This window comes from Chitinophaga eiseniae (assembly GCF_900167135.1).
Lineage (GTDB): Bacteria > Bacteroidota > Bacteroidia > Chitinophagales > Chitinophagaceae > Chitinophaga > Chitinophaga eiseniae.
Genome location: NZ_FUWZ01000003.1, coordinates 1,047,224 through 1,066,236, shown reverse-complemented (window position 1 = coordinate 1,066,236; position 19,013 = coordinate 1,047,224). Strand labels below are relative to the sequence as shown.

Here is a 19,013-nt window from a genome sequence, read left to right as displayed (position 1 = left end):
CAAACCAAATACCCAATGACCCGTACCTATCTATTCCTGGCAGCATGTGCCGCTTTGTTGTTTGCCTCCTGTACCAAAGGACCTATGGCAGGCCCTGATCCGGACCCTACTGTGACCCCGCCGGGCACTAATCCTGGTCCGTCCGGTAATAAACTGACGGGCACCTGGAAATTTGCGGGTGTGGAGCTGAAGGGGCAGTCGGTCACATCGGCTACCGATATGGAAGGTAATACGTTAAAAGGAGTTACCAACACGGATTATATCAGCATAGAAAATAAAGGTACTGTTACCTTCGATGAGCGTATGATGATATCTAAAGAGATCAGTTATACCATTGATACAAAAGTGAACAGCGCCACTTATATCAACGGTGAGCTGGTGGCATCACAGGACGCGCCATGGCGTATGACCATGCCGCCTTCTGAAAGTAAAGCGGCTTACGAACTGAAAGCCAATGACTCCCTCTATTCACAGGGGGCCACGGCTTCCTTTCCCGGCATGGAGGGTTCCATGACCGGACAGCCGATTGCTTCCAAACTGAGCTGGAAAGGAGATACCCTGGTATTAAAATCACGCATTTCCTTTTCCAAAACCAGTTCAGTGGAAGGCTTTCCTTCGGTGATCAACTATAATCATGATGTGATCACCAAACTGGTGAGAAAATAGCGACTGCCCGTTCTAATGAATTTCTAATATTTTTCTAAAGCCTCTCTAACAGCCTGCCAGCGCAGGCTGTAGTATTTTTGTCCTGTCAACAAACATTCTTCACTATGGACGCAGGACCCGGACATCCGGTAATGTAAGCCAGGCCGCCCTGTACTTTTTTTGATCAGCGGCTGCCAGGCTGACCATTAAATTATTCTACAGTCATGATCAGAACAGCAGCAGGCAGCATCCGGCGGCATATTCCTTTTACGCAGCAGGTAACTGCAGACGGTTTTAACGTATTGGCAGCGAAGAAAATCCGTCAGGTAGCACAGAGCGACCGGGCCGGGGCCGTGAACCTGTTGGACAGCCAGGAAGGCGGTCTGACAAATAACCAGGTACAGACCAAACGGTGGTTGTTTGGCCCGAATGAAATTACCCATAAAAAAGCCCCGGCCTGGTACAAACAATTGCTGCAGGCATTCCTCAATCCTTTTATTGCGGTACTGGTGGTGATTGCGATCATATCGCTGATCATGGACGTATGGCTGGCGGCTCCCGGTGAGCAGGACTATAAAACGGTAACGGTAGTGGGCGTGATGGTCATGCTCAGCTCTGTATTGCGTTTCTGGCAGGAGTTCCGCAGCAACCGGGCGGCAGAAAAACTTAAAAGCATGGTGAAAACGACCGCCATGGTGCTGCGCCATCCTGCAGGCGCAGCGGAGATCCCTATCCGGGAAATCGTGCCCGGCGATATTTTCCTGTTGTCTGCCGGTGATATGATACCAGCCGATTGCAGGATACTGCAATCCAAAGATTTATTTGTCAGCCAGGCGATACTGACCGGCGAATCGCTGCCGGTAGAAAAACGGGCGTTCAGCATTGCAGATGCAGAACGTCGTGTCCCGTTTGAACTGGAGAATATCTGTTACCTCGGCACTAATGTGGTCAGCGGCGCTGCCACTGCCATCGCCGTCAATACCGGCGATCAGACGTACTTCGGTTCCTTCAGTAAAACACTGACCGGCAAAAGGGCGGAAACCAGTTTCGATAAAGGGGTGAACAGCGTTAGCTGGCTGCTGATCCGTTTTATGCTGGTGATGGTGCCGCTGATTTTTGTTATCAACGGACTTGTAAAACACGACTGGATGTCTGCGTTGCTTTTTGCTATCGCCTTAGCCGTAGGGCTTACCCCGGAGATGCTGCCCATGATCGTTACCGCCAATCTTGCCAAAGGGGCGCTGAACATGAGCAAAAGGAAAGTGATCGTCAAAAGGCTGAATGCCATTCAGAATATTGGCGCCATGGATATTCTCTGCACCGATAAAACCGGCACACTGACGATCGATAAGATCGTGTTGGAAAGACATCTGAATGTACTGGGACAGGATGACGAAGAAGTGCTTAAATGGGCGTACCTCAACAGTTATTATCAGACGGGGCTGAGAAATCTGCTGGACCAGGCGGTGCTGGAACATGGGGAGGTGCATGAACAGCTGCAGGCCGGTGATCGTTATACCAAAATTGATGAAATACCCTTTGACTTCCAGCGCCGCCGTATGTCGGTGATCTTACAGCAACATAATGGAAAGCACCTGCTCATCTGTAAGGGAGCCGTGGAAGAGATGCTGGCCCTTTGTTCATATGCTTTTAACCCGGGGGAAGACAAGGAACTTCATCCTGAAAATGATAACGTGATGGCGCTGGACGAAGGAATGCGCAACCATATCCTCCGTATTTCCCGCAAGCTCAACGAAGAGGGGCTGCGGGTGCTGCTGGTCGCCATCCGGGAGTTCGATAACCGGGCGCTTACTTACGGAGTGGCCGATGAAAATCAAATGATACTGACCGGCTTCATTGGTTTCCTGGACCCTGCCAAACCGTCTGCGCAGCCATCTATTGAAGCGTTGCAGCAGCTGGGCGTTACCCTGAAAGTGCTGACCGGCGATAATGAAGTTGTGACCGGAAAGATCTGCCGGGATGTAGGAATACCGGCTGGTAATATCTTGTTGGGGCCGGACCTGGACAATATCAGCGATGCGGAATTAACGAAAGAGATTGATCATATCAGCATCTTCGCCAAACTCAGTCCGTTGCAGAAAACCCGTGTTGTGAAAGTGTTGCAGCAGAAAGGGCATACCGTTGGTTTTATGGGCGATGGTATCAACGATGCGGCGGCCCTGCGGGAGGCGGATGTGGGTATCTCTGTTGATACCGCCACAGATATCGCCAAAGAAAGCGCGGATATTATTTTACTGGAGAAAGACCTGATGGTATTACGGAAAGGCGTGATTTACGGGAGAAGAACTTTCGGCAATATCATCAAGTACATTAAAATGACTGCCAGCAGTAATTTCGGTAACATGTTCAGCATGCTGGGCGCGAGTGCTTTTCTGCCGTTTCTGCCGATGTTGCCTGTTCAGTTGCTGGTACAGAACCTGTTGTATGATATTTCGCAGATCGCTATTCCGTGGGACCGGATGGACAAGGAATACCTGGCGGAGCCGAAGAAGTGGGATGCTTCCGGTATTGCACGGTTTATGTTTTTTATCGGACCTATCAGTTCTGTTTTTGATTATATAACGTTTGCCTTGTTGTTTTTCTTTTTTAAGGCGAATACGCCGGAACATCAGGCCTTTTTCCAGAGCGGGTGGTTTATAGAAGGGTTGTTGTCGCAGACACTGATCGTGCATATGATCCGTACGCGGAAGGTACCGTTTGTCCAGAGCTGGGCGACTGCACCGGTGCTGGCGCTGACCACGCTGGTGATGGCGGTGGGCATCCTGCTGCCGTTTTCTCCGCTGGCCGCGATGTTAAAAATGCAACCGTTGCCCCTGCAGTATTTTCCATTTTTGTTCGCTATACTGGCAGGCTATTGCGTGTTGACACAATGGGTGAAAAGTTGGTTTATCCGGCGTTTTCACAGCTGGTTATAGCCAATACAGCCGGGTTGCAGGTACAACCCGGCTGTATATTTATTTCACGCCGTTTTCAGGGTTCCATGATCCCTGTTCTTTGCGGACGAAGATGATCTGGCCGGTATGATAGGCGTTGTGGGCAGAGATATTGGCGATGTTGCCAGCTGCAGCGGAGAGTGTCTTTTCATCCGCTTTTTCCACGAATTGTTCCAGCCCGGTCAGTATTTCGTCCAGTTTTTTTACCGCTGTTTCCCAGCTTGTTTTGTCTACATTGGCAAACGTTTCGTTGTTGTCGCCTTTAAAGTCTTTTACTTCTTTTCCCTGGAATTTGCTGAGTTGCCGTTCGTTCCAGAATACGAGGTGCTGTACCAGTTGACCTACGGAATGGTTGCCGCTGTTGTCCTTCCAGTTGGCCTGTTCGGCGGTGAGGCCCGCCACGGCAGTGTTGGCTGGCACGAACCACTCAGCCTTGTTGTGGGTGCTGCGGAGTTGCGCCAATAAAACTGATTTCAGGGTAGGCGTGGCCGTTTGTCCGAATACCTGAACGGATACCAGCATCAGCCATGCGGGGAGTAGCTTTCTCATAACGCTGTTGTAATTATTGGGGGGATGAATAATAGGCCGAAGGTAATGGCTTCAGGCGGTATGGGCAAACAGAAATTTATGAACGGAAAAGGGGCAACAATTCCGTTGGTGAGGCGTTACCAATACGGGAGGCTTTAATTTATGACAGCATTATTGAAATGGGCGGACCGTCGTTTTCAGTGGGGGCATACGGTTGACTATGTTCCTTTTTTCATGGAGCGGTTACGTGCCACGGCGCCGCGGCTGGATGAGATGACGGTGCTGGTGCCGGAGGACATTATGGAGGTGCGGGATGAGGGTAAGTGGTCGGTGAAAGAGCATATCGGTCATCTTTCGGATATAGAGCTGCTGCATGACCAGCGGCTGGAGGATTTGCTGGCGGGCAGGACGCTGACTGCGGCGGACCCGGAAAACAGGATGACGGTAGAGGCGCATCACAACCAGTATCCGATCAGTGAGCTGGTGTATCATTTCCGGCAGGTACGGGATAATTTCCTCAAGCAGGTAGAGCATTTTTCTGCGGAGGATATGGAGAAGCGGGCGATGCATCAGCGTTTGGGCCAGCAGCTGTCGCTGGCCGATATGTTGTATTTTATAGCAGAACACGATAATCATCATCTGACGGTGATCGCAGCATTTTTGCGGAAGCACTACGCCTGATGGTGAAAGGAAAAATCCCGGGGTTATTTTCCCGGGATTTTTTTATTGTAGGCGAGGAGCCGTAGTCCGTTGAATACCACCACCAGCGTAGAGCCTTCGTGAGCCATCACAGCGGGGCCGATGGAGGCGATGCCGGTGATGGTGAGCGGGATGAGGATGGCGACCATGCCAAGGCTCATCCAGAGGTTTTGTTTGATGATCCTGCTGGCCGTTCTGCTCAGGCCGATGGCGAAGGGCAGTAGGGTTAGCTTGTCACCCATGAGGGCGATGTCTGCCGTTTCCAGCGCCACATCAGAACCGGCGGCGCCCATAGCGATGCCGACGGTACTGTTGGCCATGGCGGGGGCGTCGTTAACGCCGTCGCCTACCATGGCGACTTTATGTTCATCGCGGGCGAGTTTTTGGATGGCTTCTACTTTCTGTTCCGGCAGGAGGCTGCCCCATGCGTCGGTCAGGCCTATCTGTCGGGCCACCGCGTCGGCCACCTGCTGGTTGTCGCCGGTAAGCATGATCATGCGCCGTATTCCCACATTTTTAAGCGTTTTAAGCACCTCTGCCGCTTCGGGTCGGGGCGTGTCCATTACAGCGATGATACCGGCGTAAACGGTCCCTTTTCGCACCACCATGGTGGTATGGCCGCCGCGTTCCAGTTCCTGCACGTCTGCGATAAGTTCGGGAGAAGGATGGTGTTGATCGAGTGATTGAAAGAGGGCGAGGTTGCCGATATATACCGGAGCGCCCTGCCAGGTGGCTTTGATGCCTTTGCCCAGTACTGCTTCCAGTTGTTGTGCTTCCGGAATGGTGATGTCGCCGAGTCGGGCCTTACCATCCCTTACGATGGCTTTGGCCAGCGGGTGATCGCTGAGGGCTTCCACTGCTACGGCTGCCTGTAGCAGGTCGGTTTCACTATGGCCGTTCATCGGCGCCACCCTGGTCAGTTTCGGTTTACCTTCTGTGAGGGTACCGGTTTTATCAAAAGCCACGGCGGTCAGATTGCCCAGGTCTTCCAGCGGGCGGCCGCCTTTGATGAGTACGCCCATGCGGGCTGCTCTGGCCACGCCGCTCAGTACGGCGCTGGGGGTGGATATTGCCAGTGCGCAGGGGCTGGCGGCTACCAGTACCGACATCGCGCGGTAGAAGCTGGCGCTGAACGGTTCGTCGAGTACGAGGAAGGCGAAGCACAGGAGCAGCACCAGTATCAGTACTGCCGGCACGAAGATGCGCTGGAAGCGGTCGGTGAACTGCTGCGTGGGCGATTTCCGGGACTGTGCTTCGTTGACCATCTTCACGAGGCGGGAGATGGTGGAGTCGCTGGCAGGCTGGCTCACCATGATTTCGAGGGAGCCGTTGCCGTTGATGGAACCGGAAAATACTTTATAGCGGGCGTTTAATTGTTTTACCTGTTGTAATGCCGAAGACGGATCATCGACCGGCGTTTTGTTGACCGGTACGCTTTCTCCGGTGATAGGGGCCTGGTCTACGCTGCTGGTGCCGGCAACGACGATCCCGTCGGCGGATATTTTGGTATTGGGTCTTACCACAATGATATCACCGGCTTTCAGTTCAGCGGTATCTACTTCTTTCGTGCCGCTGCCGGTTTTTAGCAGGGCGGTTTTGGGTGCCAGGTCGGCCAGTGCGGTGATGGATTTACGGGCTTTTTCCATGGCATAGTGTTCCAGGGAGTGGCCGAGGCTGAAGAGGAACAGGAGCAGGGCGCCTTCTTCCCATTTGCCGAGGATGGCTGCACCGGCTGCCGCTACCAGCATGAGGAAGTCAATTTCGAAACCGCCTTTGGAGATGGTTTCGATGGCTTCTTTGGCGGTATAGAAGCCGCCGAAAATGTAGGAAGCGATGAGGATAGGTAACAATCCGCTTTCGGGCATGGAGCCTGCGGCCACAAGCGTGCGACCGAGTATCCAGGCGATGGCCAGGGTAGCGCCGCACAGGAGGCTGAAATACAGTTCTGTGTTTTTGCCGAATATCATCATCGTATGGGCGTGACCGTGATCATGGTCATGTTTCTCTCCCGGCTTGTGTTGATGGCCGCCGTCGCAGGCGTGGGCTGGTTTGGGAGCGACGGGCGTTGCGGTCATATTTTCTTTCATGATAACGCTTTTATGGGCACAAAAATGTTGTTGCGCGTCAGGAACGCACAGGCAGTCTCAATAATGCTTGTTTACGGAAAATGATCAGGGTATGCGGTATGATTACAGGAACGATCCGCATGCCACAAAATTAAGTATTTCCACCGATGCCCGCCCATTCTATTTTTACACCGTCGTTGCAAAAAGCGGTCGTTAATATGCGTAGCTTTGGGCTATGAAAGCGTTAACGATTACCGGCTATTCCACGGCTTTGTTTTCCACCTGGTATTTTGTAGAAGAGCTGGGCCTCCTGCTGGATGCGGGAGACGGCGTAAGTGCCACTTTGTTGCAGAAAAGCAGGAAAATCAGCCATGTATTTATCTCCCATGCCGACAGGGACCATCTGACTGGTTTGTTACAACTCAATCAACTGAATGCGCGGGATGGTTTCCCGGTGATCTGTTACCCCCGGGACGGTGGTTCTTATCCTGCGCTGGAAGCTTTTACCAAGCGGTTCGATCCGCACGTGTCAGGTACCGTATGGATGCCGGTGGCGCCCGGCGATGAAATCCGCATTAAGGAGGATATCCTGGTAGTGCCGTTGCGTAATGAACATGTGCGCGCCGCCCCGGATGTTGTTCGCAGCCTGGGTTATAAGATCTTGCAGACCCGGCGCAAGTTACGCCCTGAACTGGCGGGGCTAACGCAAGAGGATATACGAAGAATAGGGATGGAGCAGGGAAAGGAAAAAACCACCATAGAAGTACGCCGTAATATCCTCTGTTACTCCGGCGATACGCCGGTAGCCAGTCCGGATACCTGGCAGGACGCAGAGATACTGATCCACGAAGCCACCTTCCTTGGCGGTGACGAGGTCATTGAACATCCTTCCTATAAGAACCTGCACAGCCGCCTGGAGGAAGTGATAGAGATGGTGAGCGCCACCAATGTGCAGCAGCTGGTACTGGGGCATTTTTCTTCACGGTATACGCCGGAACAGATAGATCAAAGCATCCGGCAGCTGTGTGACAGGTATGCGTTGAATATTCCTGTGTTCCGGGTGCTGCCCGGACAAACGGTCAGGGATATACTGCGCGGGGCGCCGGTGAACCGGTAGAGGCGTGTTCTTACGCCGTATCCCCCAGGCTTGTAAGGCGTTTTCCCAGGCCCCCATCGTCCGGGGCAATACTCCTGTATATTGATAATTCGTTTTAGCCGCCTCCTCCCAACCGCTCATCCTTTTTTATTTAAGAAAATAATTTAAAAACTAATTAGTTTTAATAAATTATTTTTATATTGTGCTTACGCACGATGAAATATGAAGGAGCTGCTACACCGCATACAATTTCACGATGATCAACTGGCTTTTAAAGCTTTTTATCAGCAGCAGATGTTCCCGCTTTATCAGTTTGCCCTGGCATTCCTGAAGCAACATCAGCCGGCGGAGGAAGCTGTGAATGACGTATTTGTGAAGTTGTGGCAGCGACGCCATACGCTGCACGAGATAGATAACATCAGGGTATATCTCTATGTGGCGGTGAAACATACGGCGTTGAACCAGTTACGGGCGGCTACTCCTTTTGAGGAGGCCGACCTGGACAATGTGCAGGCTCCGCAGGTACGTTTCTGTGCAGGCGCAGAACAACGGCTGCTCACCCACGAGCTGCAGGACGCTATTGCGGCAGCCATCCGGATGCTGCCCCCCAAATGCCAGATGATCTTTAAACTGGTGAAGGAAGATGGGCTGTCTTATAAAGAAGTAGCTGGTATCCTTAATATTTCACCCAAGACGGTAGATGCACAATTGATGATCGCACTGAAAAAACTGTCGGCCTCGCTACAACCCTTTCTGCAACACACCGTCGTCTGACTGCGGTATTTTTGCATGGTATATTTTGTAAATTGACGGATAAATCGATTTTACACTGCCACTGAAACCTGAATTGTTTGTTGGGACAAGGGAAAGCTGAAAACCTTCAGAAAAGAGTAAGCGCCATGTTTTTCGCGTTAAACCGTCTGTTATGAAAAAGAAAACAAAGAAAAAACTCGACATTACCAAAATGAAACTGGTAAAACTGAATGAAGCCGGCCAGAAGAAGGCCGAAAAAGCAACTATTCCACCAAATACATTCTGGTGTACAACCACCGGTCTCGTATAAACCGAAACAAAACAAACGAACAACATGGGCCGGTCCGTCAGGATTGGCCCTTTTGTTTTCCAGCCACGGGGCGTGCGTGGGGGAACCACGAGCGGTGAATCATGAACAGTGAACCATGAACGGTAACCATGAACAATGAACCATGAGCGGTGAATCATGAACGGGAACTATGAGCGGTAAACGATGAAGGGTGACATGCAACGGAATCACCAACGAAACCGCCGCAAATTTTTTTTCCTCTTTTTAGGGAATCCGGTTTTTATCCGTGTCCTTTTCGCAGGTACACTATCTAAGCATTCAATGAAAGCAGAAAGAATACTGGAGCTGATGGCGCGAAAAGCCGGCAGGGCGGCGAGCAGAGAGGAACTGGAAGAACTGGAGCAACTGCTGGCGCAAAGCCCGGACTACCGTTTCATGGAAAACGTGCTGGACACGATGGAGGCGCCGGCGCCGGAAACAGCTGTCATACTGGATGGCTGGGAGAAAATCGAAACGGTCCTGCAAACACAAACGCAGGCGCAGACACCTGAAACGCCGGTAATATCTGCCAGGCGTCCTTACTGGTGGGCAGCTGCCGCGGTGCTGCTGGCGGCAGTAGGCGCAGGCATGTGGTGGATGGCCCGGAAAAAGCAACCTGCGGCACTGGCGCTGCAACAGATCAGTGCGCCTATGGGCAGCACTATCAAAGCATTGCTGCCGGATGGTACGCAGGTATGGATCAACGCAGGCAGCCAAATAACCTATGATGCTCGTTTCGCTGGTAACAGCAGAGATGTGAACGTGACCGGTGAAGTATTTTTTGATGTAGCCAGAGATGATAACAAACCATTCATTGTTCATTCCGATAATCTCGCCATCCAGGTGCTGGGCACCTCCTTCAACGTAAAGGCGTACGGCGATGATCAGAAAGCGGAGGTAGCCGTCATCACCGGGAAAGTACAGGTGATGATGCGCAACAGCCCCGAGAAAAAAGTAGTGCTGCTGCCCCGCGAAAAACTGGTGCTGTCGCTCAACCAACAGACCATCATCCACGAAGATGACAGCATACAACATGTCAACTTCCGCGTGCAGGAACTTGCCAGCAGCAAAGACCCCGGCCTGGTCATGGAAACCGCCTGGCGCCAACGGAAACTGGCCTTCATGAATGAAACCTTCGCGGAAGTGGCCCGTAAAATGGAAAGACAGTTCAACGTTAATATCGTTTTTGAAGACGAAACACTGAAGAAAGAAATACTAAGCGGCGTGTTTGAAAAAGAGGATGTCAACAAGGCGCTGCGGCTGTTGCAGATGACCACAGGATTCCACTATAGAATAGTACAGCGACAGGTTTATCTGTCTAGATAATACATCAGCGCAACATTTTATCAACTCAAAAATTACCTGTAATGAACACATTGTTATACGCACGTATCACCTGAAAGTATGTACGAAGGATGAGATAAGCTTCATCCGGAATAAAAAAGGGAAGAGATCGGCTCTTCCCCCAAAAGGCTTATGTGTATGTACAGGGGTAAGTCAGCCTGAGAAACTTCACTTACACCCTTCTTTACAAACCTTTCTAAAACAAATCTATGAAAAAAAGCAGATTTGGAGGGGCTTCCTATGCGCTCAGCCAGACAGTCAAACTACTCCTCATGATGAAGTTATGTTTTGTTGTGGTGTTATTGTCCTGTTTACATGCTTCAGCAACCGTTTTTTCACAGGCGAAATTCACGCTCTCTTTTGTGAAGACGGACGCTGACAAGATCTTCTCGAAGATCCAGCGGGAAAGCGACTACCGTTTTTTCTATAACTATACGGCCATTCGGCAGCTGGGTAAAATAGACCTGCAGGTGAAGGACGCGCCCCTGTCTGAAGTCATGCGGCGGATGCTGGACAGTTCCGCGCTGGCTTTCCGCATCGTCGACAACAACCTGGTGGTCATCTCCCCGAAATCAGAACAGGCGGGCAGGGTCGCCGGTAAGGTGGCCGACGAGAAAGGTGCGCCGTTGGTAGGCGTGTCCGTAAAAGTAAAAGGCGGCAGCCAGGGCGCAGTGACAGACGTGAACGGTAACTTCTCCCTGCAGGCCGGTCCCGGCGCCATACTGGTCATCAGTTACATGGGATTCGTTACACAGGAAGTGCCGGCGCCTGCCGGCGAACAGCTGATGAACATCACCCTGAAAGAATCCACCAGCGGCCTGAATGAGGTGGTGGTGATCGGCTACGGTACCCAGCGCAAAAAAGATGTGACCGGCGCCATCAGCTCTGTCAATAGTAAAGACCTGCGCAACGTGCCGGTACGCAATGCGGCGGAAGCCTTACAGGGCAAGGTGAGCGGCGTGACCGTATCACAGAGCAGCGGCAGCCCGGGGTCCGCACCCGTGGTACGTATCCGTGGTATCGGCTCCATCAGCGGCAGCAACACGCCGCTCTATATTGTGGACGGTCTCCCGCAGACAGACATCGGCTGGCTCAACCCCAACGACATCGAAGCCATGGACATCCTCAAAGATGCCTCCACCGCTGCTATCTATGGGTCCAGGGGCTCTAACGGCGTAGTGATCATTACCACCCGAAAAGGCAGCCGTAACGATACCAAAATGCATGTGACGCTGGATACCTACACCGGCTGGCAGTCCGCCTGGAAACGGCCACACATGCTCAACGCAGCGGACTTCATTAAATATAAAATACAGGCTTACAAGGCCGACGGCGCACCGCTGCCAACGGATATCGATACCCCGGAAAAAGTGGCGCAGGTGCTGAAATTTGTCAACGATAACGCCGGCCCTAACGGTACCGACTGGTGGAAAGAAATCATGCAGCAGAACGCGCCCATCCAGAGCTACAACATAGGCGTGAGCGGGGCCGGTAAAAACCTGGTGTACGCTTCCAGCGCAGGCTACATGAAACAACAGGGCATCGTAAAAGGCTCCGACTATGAACGCCTCTCCTGGCGTACCAATGTTATCGCCGATATCAGCTCCCGCGTAAAACTCACGACCAATTTCGGCCTGATCTATGAAAACCGCCGCAACGTGGATGAGAACAACCCTTTCACCGGTACCATCTTCAGCGCGATGGCAGCAGACCCGGTCACGCCGGTATATCGCAACAATCTGAAGAGCATCCCGGCTTTTTATCAGCGTATCATGACCGGTTACGAAGCCAATAATCCCTATTCCCAATACGCGGGCATTCTCTTTACCAACAAGCCCAACCCGGTGGCGCAGGTGGAGCGTATGCAGCAAAGCGTGTGGGAGGGCATCGCGATCAAAGGCGGCGCAGCGCTGGATGTGAAAATCATTGACCCGCTGACCTTCCGCAGCAATTTCGGGATGGACCTCGGACGCGGCCTCTCCAAAGGCTTCACACCGGCTTACTTCCTGAACTCTTTTGATTACGCCACTTATAATACCGTCAGCAACAGTTCCAGCTGGAGCAACTATTTCGTCTGGGAGAATACGCTGAATTTCGACAAGACTTTCGGTAAACACCATATCACAGCACTGGCAGGTATCTCTGCAGAGCTGACCAAGGGCCTGTCTTACGCGGCCTCCAAACAGAATATCGTGAACAATGAGCCTGATATGCGTATCATCGATGCAGCTACGATGAACCCCGGTGCGTCCGGTTATACCTATTCCAGCGCCTTGCAGTCTTTCTTCGGCCGTGTCAACTACGTATATGCTGACCGTTATATCCTGGCCGCCAACGTGCGCCGGGACGGCAGTTCCAACTTCGGTGACGGCTACCGCTGGGGTACTTTTCCCTCTGCTTCCGCAGCATGGCGCTTCTCTGAAGAAAACTTCATCAAAAATGCCAACCTGAGATGGCTGACCAGCGGTAAACTGAGAGCCAGCTACGGCGCTATCGGTAACCAATATGTGAATACCGGCGGATTGTACCTGTCTACCTATGGCAATACTTATTTCCGTTACCTGTTCGGCAACACCGGCACGGGTTACCTGGGCGCAGAACGGCAAACGATGGCCAATCCCAGCCTGCAATGGGAAACTTCCAAACAGACAGACCTCGCACTGGACCTGACCTTCTGGGACGGCATCCTGGACCTGACGGTGGATTACTATAACAAAAAGGTGAGCAACATGCTGGTGGTGGTACCTATACCTACCACTATGGGATATCCCAGGGTAGACTTCTGGACCAACGCGGGCAGCATGGTCAACAAAGGATGGGAGGTGTCGCTGGGACACAGTCATCACATCGGCGACTTCTCGTATAATGTGCGTCTCAATGTATCCACATTCCGCAACGAAGTACTGAGCATGGGCGGCGGAGAACCTATCTATACCACCGCGCATCTCGGCGAAACAATCAGTAAAACGGAAGTAGGCAAACCGGTAGGCTACTACTTCGGATGGCTGACAGACGGTATCTTCCAGACACAGGCAGAAGTGGACAAAAGCCCGCAGCGCCTCAGCTCCCGCCCGGGTGATATCCGCTTTAAAGATATCAACGGCGTTGATGCCAATGGTAACATCGTGCCCGGCCCGGACGGTAAACTGGACGCCGCTGACCGCACCATGATCGGTAACCCGTGGCCCGACTTCGTCTATGGTCTGAACATCAACCTGAACTACAAACGTTTCGACCTGGGTATGTTCTGGCAGGGCTCACAGGGTAATGATGTGATGAACATCCTGCGATATGATACCGAGTCCGGCACCGGCTGGTACAACGCTCCGCAGGGCTTCCTGGAAAAATCATGGAACGGCCCAGGCTCTACCAACAAGTATTTCCGCATCTCTTCCAATTCCGCGCTCAACAGCAGCGTGTCTGACTATTTCGTGGAAGACGGCTCCTACCTGCGGTTGAAAAACATACAGCTGGGTTATAACTTCCCGGAGAAGTGGCTGGAGAGGGCGCGTATACCACAGTTACGGTTATACGTAGGTGCACAGAACCTGTTCACCTTCACCAATTACAGCGGCCTGGACCCGGAAATGGGCAACTCCGATCCGCGCCTGATCGGTATCGACCAGGGATACTTCCCGCAGGCCTGTACTTTCATGGTAGGAGTGAACGCTAAATTTTAATCCTTAACACTGTCCGTAATGAAAAAGATCGTATATACTTTACCGTTGTTGATGGTTTTACTGACTGTTTCCTGTTCGAAGGATTACCTGAACAGGCCGCCGCTGGGAAAACAAACAGATGAAAATTTTTACAATTCGCCGGGCGCCGGTTTCAAGACGGTCGTTAACTGTTACCTCGGGTTTTATGAGTTCTGGGGATACCAGGCGGCGATGGCTGAATTGGGCAATATGGCCACTGATGAAAGTGATAAAGGCGGTTCCGACGCCAATGACCGTCCCTTTGTGGTTGACCTGGGCTGGGGGCGTTCCCTCGCTACCAATGAAACGCTCAACGGCCTGTGGGGCGCCTGCTATAAAGGCATCGGCAACTGCAACGTAGCACTGGAACGCCTGCCGGCAGCACAGCTGCTGGATGATAAAGGCAATCCGCTCGACGATAAGACCAAAGCCCGCTACCTCGCGGAGATACGTTTCCTGCGTGCGTACTATTACCTCGACCTGGTGCGTGTATTCGGCGGCGTTCCCCTGCTGACGAAAACACTGCAGCTGGAAGACCGCAACAAAATTGTGCGCGCAGCTTCCAACGAAGTGTTTCAGTTCATCACCAGCGAACTGGAAGCGGTGGGCAACGACGCTGCGTTGCCTTCCCGCAAAGATCTTCCCGCCGGTGAACTGGGCCGCGTAACCAAAGAAGCAGCATGGGCGGTACAGGCCCGCGCCTATCTCTTCTTTGCTGAAGATGATAAAACCCTCTACGCCAAAGCCCGCGATGCCGCTAAAAAAGTGATCGACGCCAGCGCTTTCACGCTCGATCCCCAGTACCAGGCACTGTTCCTGAAAGACGGGTATAAAAGCCCTGAAGCAGTATTCCCTATTATCTTCGGCGATGACCCGGCAGCCTTCATCTACGGTACTACGTTGCCTATCTATTGCTCGCCACGCAGCGTAGGCGGGTGGGGCTTCGATTGCCCTACTCAGTCGCTGGTGGATGAATACGAACCCGGCGATCCGCGCATCCTCTTCACTGTCCTCGATCAGGGCGATGTGTTCCCCGGAGGCGAAACGCTGGATTTCTCTTCCTATCCCAATACCGGTCACCATAACCGTAAAGTGTTCCTGCCGGCCAACCGCCGCGGACAGGGATGGGGCAATGACGCCTGGACCATGCACCTGGTGCGTTATGCTGACGTTCTGCTGATGTATGCCGAAGCGCTGATCGAAAGTGGCGGCAGCAAACAGGAAGCAGCCAACTACATCAATATGGTACGTGACCGCGCCAGCAACTCTTCCCATACGGATGTGGAGGCGGTGTCCCGTAAAAGGGTGATCGCCGGCACCCCGCTGCCGGCGGTAACGGCTGCCGCTGATCTGCGCAAAGCCGTGCGCCACGAGCGCCGTGTGGAAATGGGCTGCGAATATGGCCGCGTGTTCGATCTGTTACGCTGGAACATCTACGTGTCCACCATGAAAGACTATTCCACCAAACCTTATTCCAACGGTAAAGGCAGCGCCTTCAGAGCGCCGGCCTCCGGAAATAAATACCTGTTCCCCATACCACAACAGGAAATAGACCGCACCGGCGGCGGTATCAAACAAAACCCCGGTTATTAATTACGAATTACGAATTACGAATTGGGGTGGACTATGAATCAAGGGCTTGAAATGAACCTGGAAAAACAGTTAAGAAAATATCTATAAAGGCAAATACCAGGTTATTATCTGTAAAGGCAAATACCAGGTTATTACGGTAAAACACGCCCCCAATTCGTAATTCGTAATTCGTAATTCGTAATTGTCATAAGTGAACTCTATAATCGAAAGAAATGAAAAAACTATGGTTGCCTGTGTTGCTCGCATTGCTTACAGCATGCGGGGCCAAGCGTTCTGTTACCCGCATTTTATGTTACACTAAAAACACAGAAAGCGCCTGGGTGAAACAACTACAGGAGGCAGGACAAAAAGAAGGCTGGCAGATTGTGCTGACGGGAGACAGACAGTATTTCCAGGACGATTCCCTGAAGAATTTCAGTGCGGTATGCGTACCCTTTTCGCTGACCGACAGCCTGAACTACCGCGATATACCAGCACTGAAACGGTATGCAGAAGCCGGTGGCGGTGGCATCCTGGCAGTGAAAGACAGTGGCGCCGTTAAACAGGGATGGCCCTGGCTGCGGGAATGGAACACCCTGCCGGAAAACAAAGCACTGGAACAGGACAAAGGCCGTCTGTATATTTTGCCTGCCACAGCTGCGGCTGCAACCATACAGCCGGCGATCCGTTACCTTGTAGGCAATAACGCGTGGCCGGACTATAACAAAACCCTCACCATTGCACCGCCGGATACTAACCGTTACACCTATACGGTACTGGACCATGGACTGGACGAACCGATGGAGCTGGCGATCCTGCCCGGCGGCAACGTGTTGTTCGTGGAACGCAAGGGAGCGGTGAAGATGTACGATGCCCACCTGCGGCAAACGAAAACGATCGGCCGCTTCGATGTGTTCAGCGGTATAGAAGACGGCTTGCTGGGCGTAGCGCTGGACCCCCACTATGAAAAAAATCACTGGGTATATTTTTACTATGCGCCTGCCGGTGAAAAATGGTATAACAAACTGGTACGGCTGGAACTGCATGGCGATACGCTGGACATGTCTTCCGAAAAAGTGTTGATGGAAGTGCCTACCCAGCGCCGCTATTGCTGCCACTCAGCCGGTTACCTGTTCTTCGGTCCGCAGGATTTACTGTATCTCTCTATTGGCGATAATACCAATGCGGAAGAGACCCACGGCTACACGCCGGTAGATGAAAGAGCGGGCCGCGAGCTGTCTGACGATCAGGCCAGCTCGGCCAACAGCATGGACCTGCGCGGAAAAATCCTGCGTATCAAGCCGGAGCCGGATGGTACGTATGCTATCCCTGACGGTAACCTCTTCCCGAAAGACGGCTCCAAAGGCCGCCCGGAAATCTACGTGATGGGATGCCGTAACCCTTACCGCTTTTCCGTAGACATGAAGAACGCTTTTGTGTACTGGGGCGACGTGGGACCGGATACCAAAGTGCCTTCCGCAGAAGGCAGCACGCTGAGCTTCGATGAAATCAACCAGGCAAAGAAGCCCGGTTTCTTCGGATGGCCCTATTTCAATGGTAACAACGAGGCATATCCATTGCTGGACTATGCTACTATGAAGGAACGCCCGGGTAAAGATCCGATGCGGCCTGTCAATAACTCACCGCACAACACCGGCATCAAAGAACTGCCGCCAGCGCAACCGGCATTGATCTGGTACGGCGATGCCGCTTCACCTGTATTTCCGATGGTGGGCAAAGGAGGAGAGACTGCCATGGCCGGTCCTGTGTTTTATGCAGACCACTTTAAAGATGCTCCCTATAAACTGTCCAACTATTACGACGGTAAGCTCTTTATCTACGAATGGATGCGGCACTGGATTATGGCGGTAACACTGGATTCCGCAGGTAACTACCTGCGCATGGAACCTTTTCTGGAAAATATTGACTTTGCGGCGCCTACTGATATGCAATTCGCTCCCGACGGCAGCATCTACATGCTGGAATACGGCACCAACTGGTTCTCCAAAAATTCCAACGCCAAACTGGTACGTATCACCTATTCGGAAGGCAACCGTCAACCGGTGGCGAATATACGCAGCAGCCAATTGTACGGCGGTGCGCCGCTGACCGTGAAGTTCTCTGCCAACGGTTCCGTGGATTACGATAAAGGCGATAAGCTCACGTATACCTGGAAAATCGGAGACCAGCAGCTGACAGGCGAACAGGTGGAACACACCTTCACGAAGCCGGGCGTATATAAAGCAGATCTGACCGTATCCGATGACCATGGCGGTAAAGGCACTTCTTCTGTGGATATTAAAGTAGGTAACACGCCACCGGACGTAAAGATATTCACATCGGCCAATAAAAGCTTCTATTGGGACAATGCAGCGCTGGATTACAAGGTAATGGTGACAGATCCGGAAGATGGCACGCCGGACAGCAGCAAGATTAAAATCACCTTTGATTATCTCCCGATGGGAAAAGATTTTGCACTGGTACTGGCCAATAACGGTGGAGGCAATACGAAGTTCGCTAAGGGACATCAGCTGTTCTGGTCGCTGGACTGCAAGTCCTGCCATACCGAGAATACCGCATCTATCGGTCCGAGTTTACTGGAGGTGGCCAAACGTTATCCCGATAACGAAACCAATGTGAACAAGCTGGCGGAGAAGATCATTGCCGGCGGCAGCGGCAGCTGGGGCAACCGCACCATGTCCGCCCATCCGGACATGTCCGCGGAAGATGCCAGGGAAATTGTGCATTATATCCTTTCCCTCAGCAGCGTGCAGGGCACCCTGCCGATGCACGGCGTACAACCGTTTAAAGCACATGCGGGTAAAGGCACTGAAGGTGGATACCTGCTGATGGCCACTTACACCGATAAAGGCGCAAATAACATAGAGCCGATTACCGGCAGAGAATATATCATGCTGAAGAACCCGCGTGTACAGGCAGAAGATTTTGATGAAGGTAACGTCAGCCTGATTACGATCACTACCGCCAACCTGGCATATACCGCGGTACGCAATAATAGTTACATGCGGTTCAACCGGCTGTATATGGATGGGGTGAAGAGCCTGCAGTTCAATGTGCAGGAGCAAGGCATCGGCGGTGTGCTGGAGATACGGCTGGACAAGCAGGATGGCCCGCTGGCGGGCCAGGTGGCCATCAAAGCCGGCAATGCAGCGGCTGCCGGTCGAACTGCTGGCTGGAAAACCGTTACTGCCGCGGTACAACCGGTTACCGGTCAGCATGACCTGTACTTTGTGTTTAAAAGCGCGGATGGCAAAGACGGTTATCTCTTTAACATAGACTGGATACATTTCTCCAACAACAACTAAACCT

Annotated in this window: 12 protein-coding genes; 10 read left to right on the top strand and 2 right to left on the bottom strand. The window is 52.4% G+C overall.

Going from position 1 to position 19,013, the window contains the following annotated elements; translation table 11 throughout:
• Positions 1-15: 15 nt before the first annotated feature.
• Together B5D63_RS23470 and mgtA are read left to right on the top strand one after the other, a co-directional pair.
• On the top strand, positions 16-666 hold the full coding sequence (locus B5D63_RS23470; protein WP_078671265.1) for a hypothetical protein: 651 nt from the start codon (positions 16-18) through the stop codon (positions 664-666).
• 203 nt (positions 667-869) lie between these two features.
• Positions 870-3,581: a magnesium-translocating P-type ATPase gene (gene mgtA, locus B5D63_RS23465; protein ID WP_078671264.1), complete on the top strand. Its 2,712-nt coding sequence runs from the start codon at positions 870-872 to the stop codon at positions 3,579-3,581.
• Positions 3,582-3,620: 39 nt separating this feature from the next.
• On the opposite strand, the gene B5D63_RS23460 is transcribed toward mgtA, so the two are convergent.
• Positions 3,621-4,148, bottom strand: coding sequence for a DinB family protein (locus B5D63_RS23460; RefSeq protein WP_078671263.1), 528 nt, complete (start codon positions 4,146-4,148; stop codon positions 3,621-3,623).
• Positions 4,149-4,289: 141 nt separating this feature from the next.
• Here B5D63_RS23460 and B5D63_RS23455 point away from each other — a divergent pair, with 141 nt between their 5' ends.
• Entirely contained in the window at positions 4,290-4,808 is a 519-nt protein-coding gene (locus B5D63_RS23455; RefSeq protein ID WP_078671262.1) for a DinB family protein, read from the top strand.
• A gap of 23 nt (positions 4,809-4,831) precedes the next feature.
• On the opposite strand, the gene B5D63_RS23450 is transcribed toward B5D63_RS23455, so the two are convergent.
• The gene (locus B5D63_RS23450; protein WP_078671261.1) at positions 4,832-6,913 is read right to left on the bottom strand and encodes a heavy metal translocating P-type ATPase; all 2,082 of its coding nucleotides are present in this window, start codon (positions 6,911-6,913) and stop codon (positions 4,832-4,834) included.
• A gap of 214 nt (positions 6,914-7,127) precedes the next feature.
• Between B5D63_RS23450 and B5D63_RS23445 the strand changes: the two genes are divergently transcribed.
• From B5D63_RS23445 to B5D63_RS23420, 7 genes are all read left to right on the top strand, one after another.
• On the top strand, positions 7,128-8,009 hold the full coding sequence (locus tag B5D63_RS23445; RefSeq protein WP_078671260.1) for an MBL fold metallo-hydrolase: 882 nt from the start codon (positions 7,128-7,130) through the stop codon (positions 8,007-8,009).
• Positions 8,010-8,210: 201 nt separating this feature from the next.
• The gene (locus B5D63_RS23440; protein ID WP_078671259.1) at positions 8,211-8,762 is read left to right on the top strand and encodes an RNA polymerase sigma-70 factor; all 552 of its coding nucleotides are present in this window, start codon (positions 8,211-8,213) and stop codon (positions 8,760-8,762) included.
• 151 nt (positions 8,763-8,913) lie between these two features.
• Entirely contained in the window at positions 8,914-9,051 is a 138-nt protein-coding gene (locus B5D63_RS35125) for a hypothetical protein (protein WP_159456130.1), read from the top strand.
• A gap of 300 nt (positions 9,052-9,351) precedes the next feature.
• Positions 9,352-10,395: a FecR family protein gene (locus B5D63_RS23435; protein ID WP_159456129.1), complete on the top strand. Its 1,044-nt coding sequence runs from the start codon at positions 9,352-9,354 to the stop codon at positions 10,393-10,395.
• Between the two features lie 227 nt (positions 10,396-10,622).
• Positions 10,623-14,093 carry a TonB-dependent receptor gene (locus B5D63_RS23430; RefSeq protein ID WP_200817077.1) on the top strand — a complete coding sequence of 1,157 codons (3,471 nt, stop codon included), beginning with the start codon at positions 10,623-10,625 and terminating at the stop codon, positions 14,091-14,093.
• Positions 14,094-14,111: 18 nt separating this feature from the next.
• On the top strand, positions 14,112-15,704 hold the full coding sequence (locus B5D63_RS23425; RefSeq protein ID WP_078671257.1) for a RagB/SusD family nutrient uptake outer membrane protein: 1,593 nt from the start codon (positions 14,112-14,114) through the stop codon (positions 15,702-15,704).
• A 212-nt stretch (positions 15,705-15,916) separates the two neighbouring features.
• Complete coding sequence (locus B5D63_RS23420) at positions 15,917-19,009, top strand: PQQ-dependent sugar dehydrogenase (protein ID WP_078671256.1); 3,093 nt, start codon at positions 15,917-15,919, stop codon at positions 19,007-19,009.
• Positions 19,010-19,013: the final 4 nt, after the last annotated feature.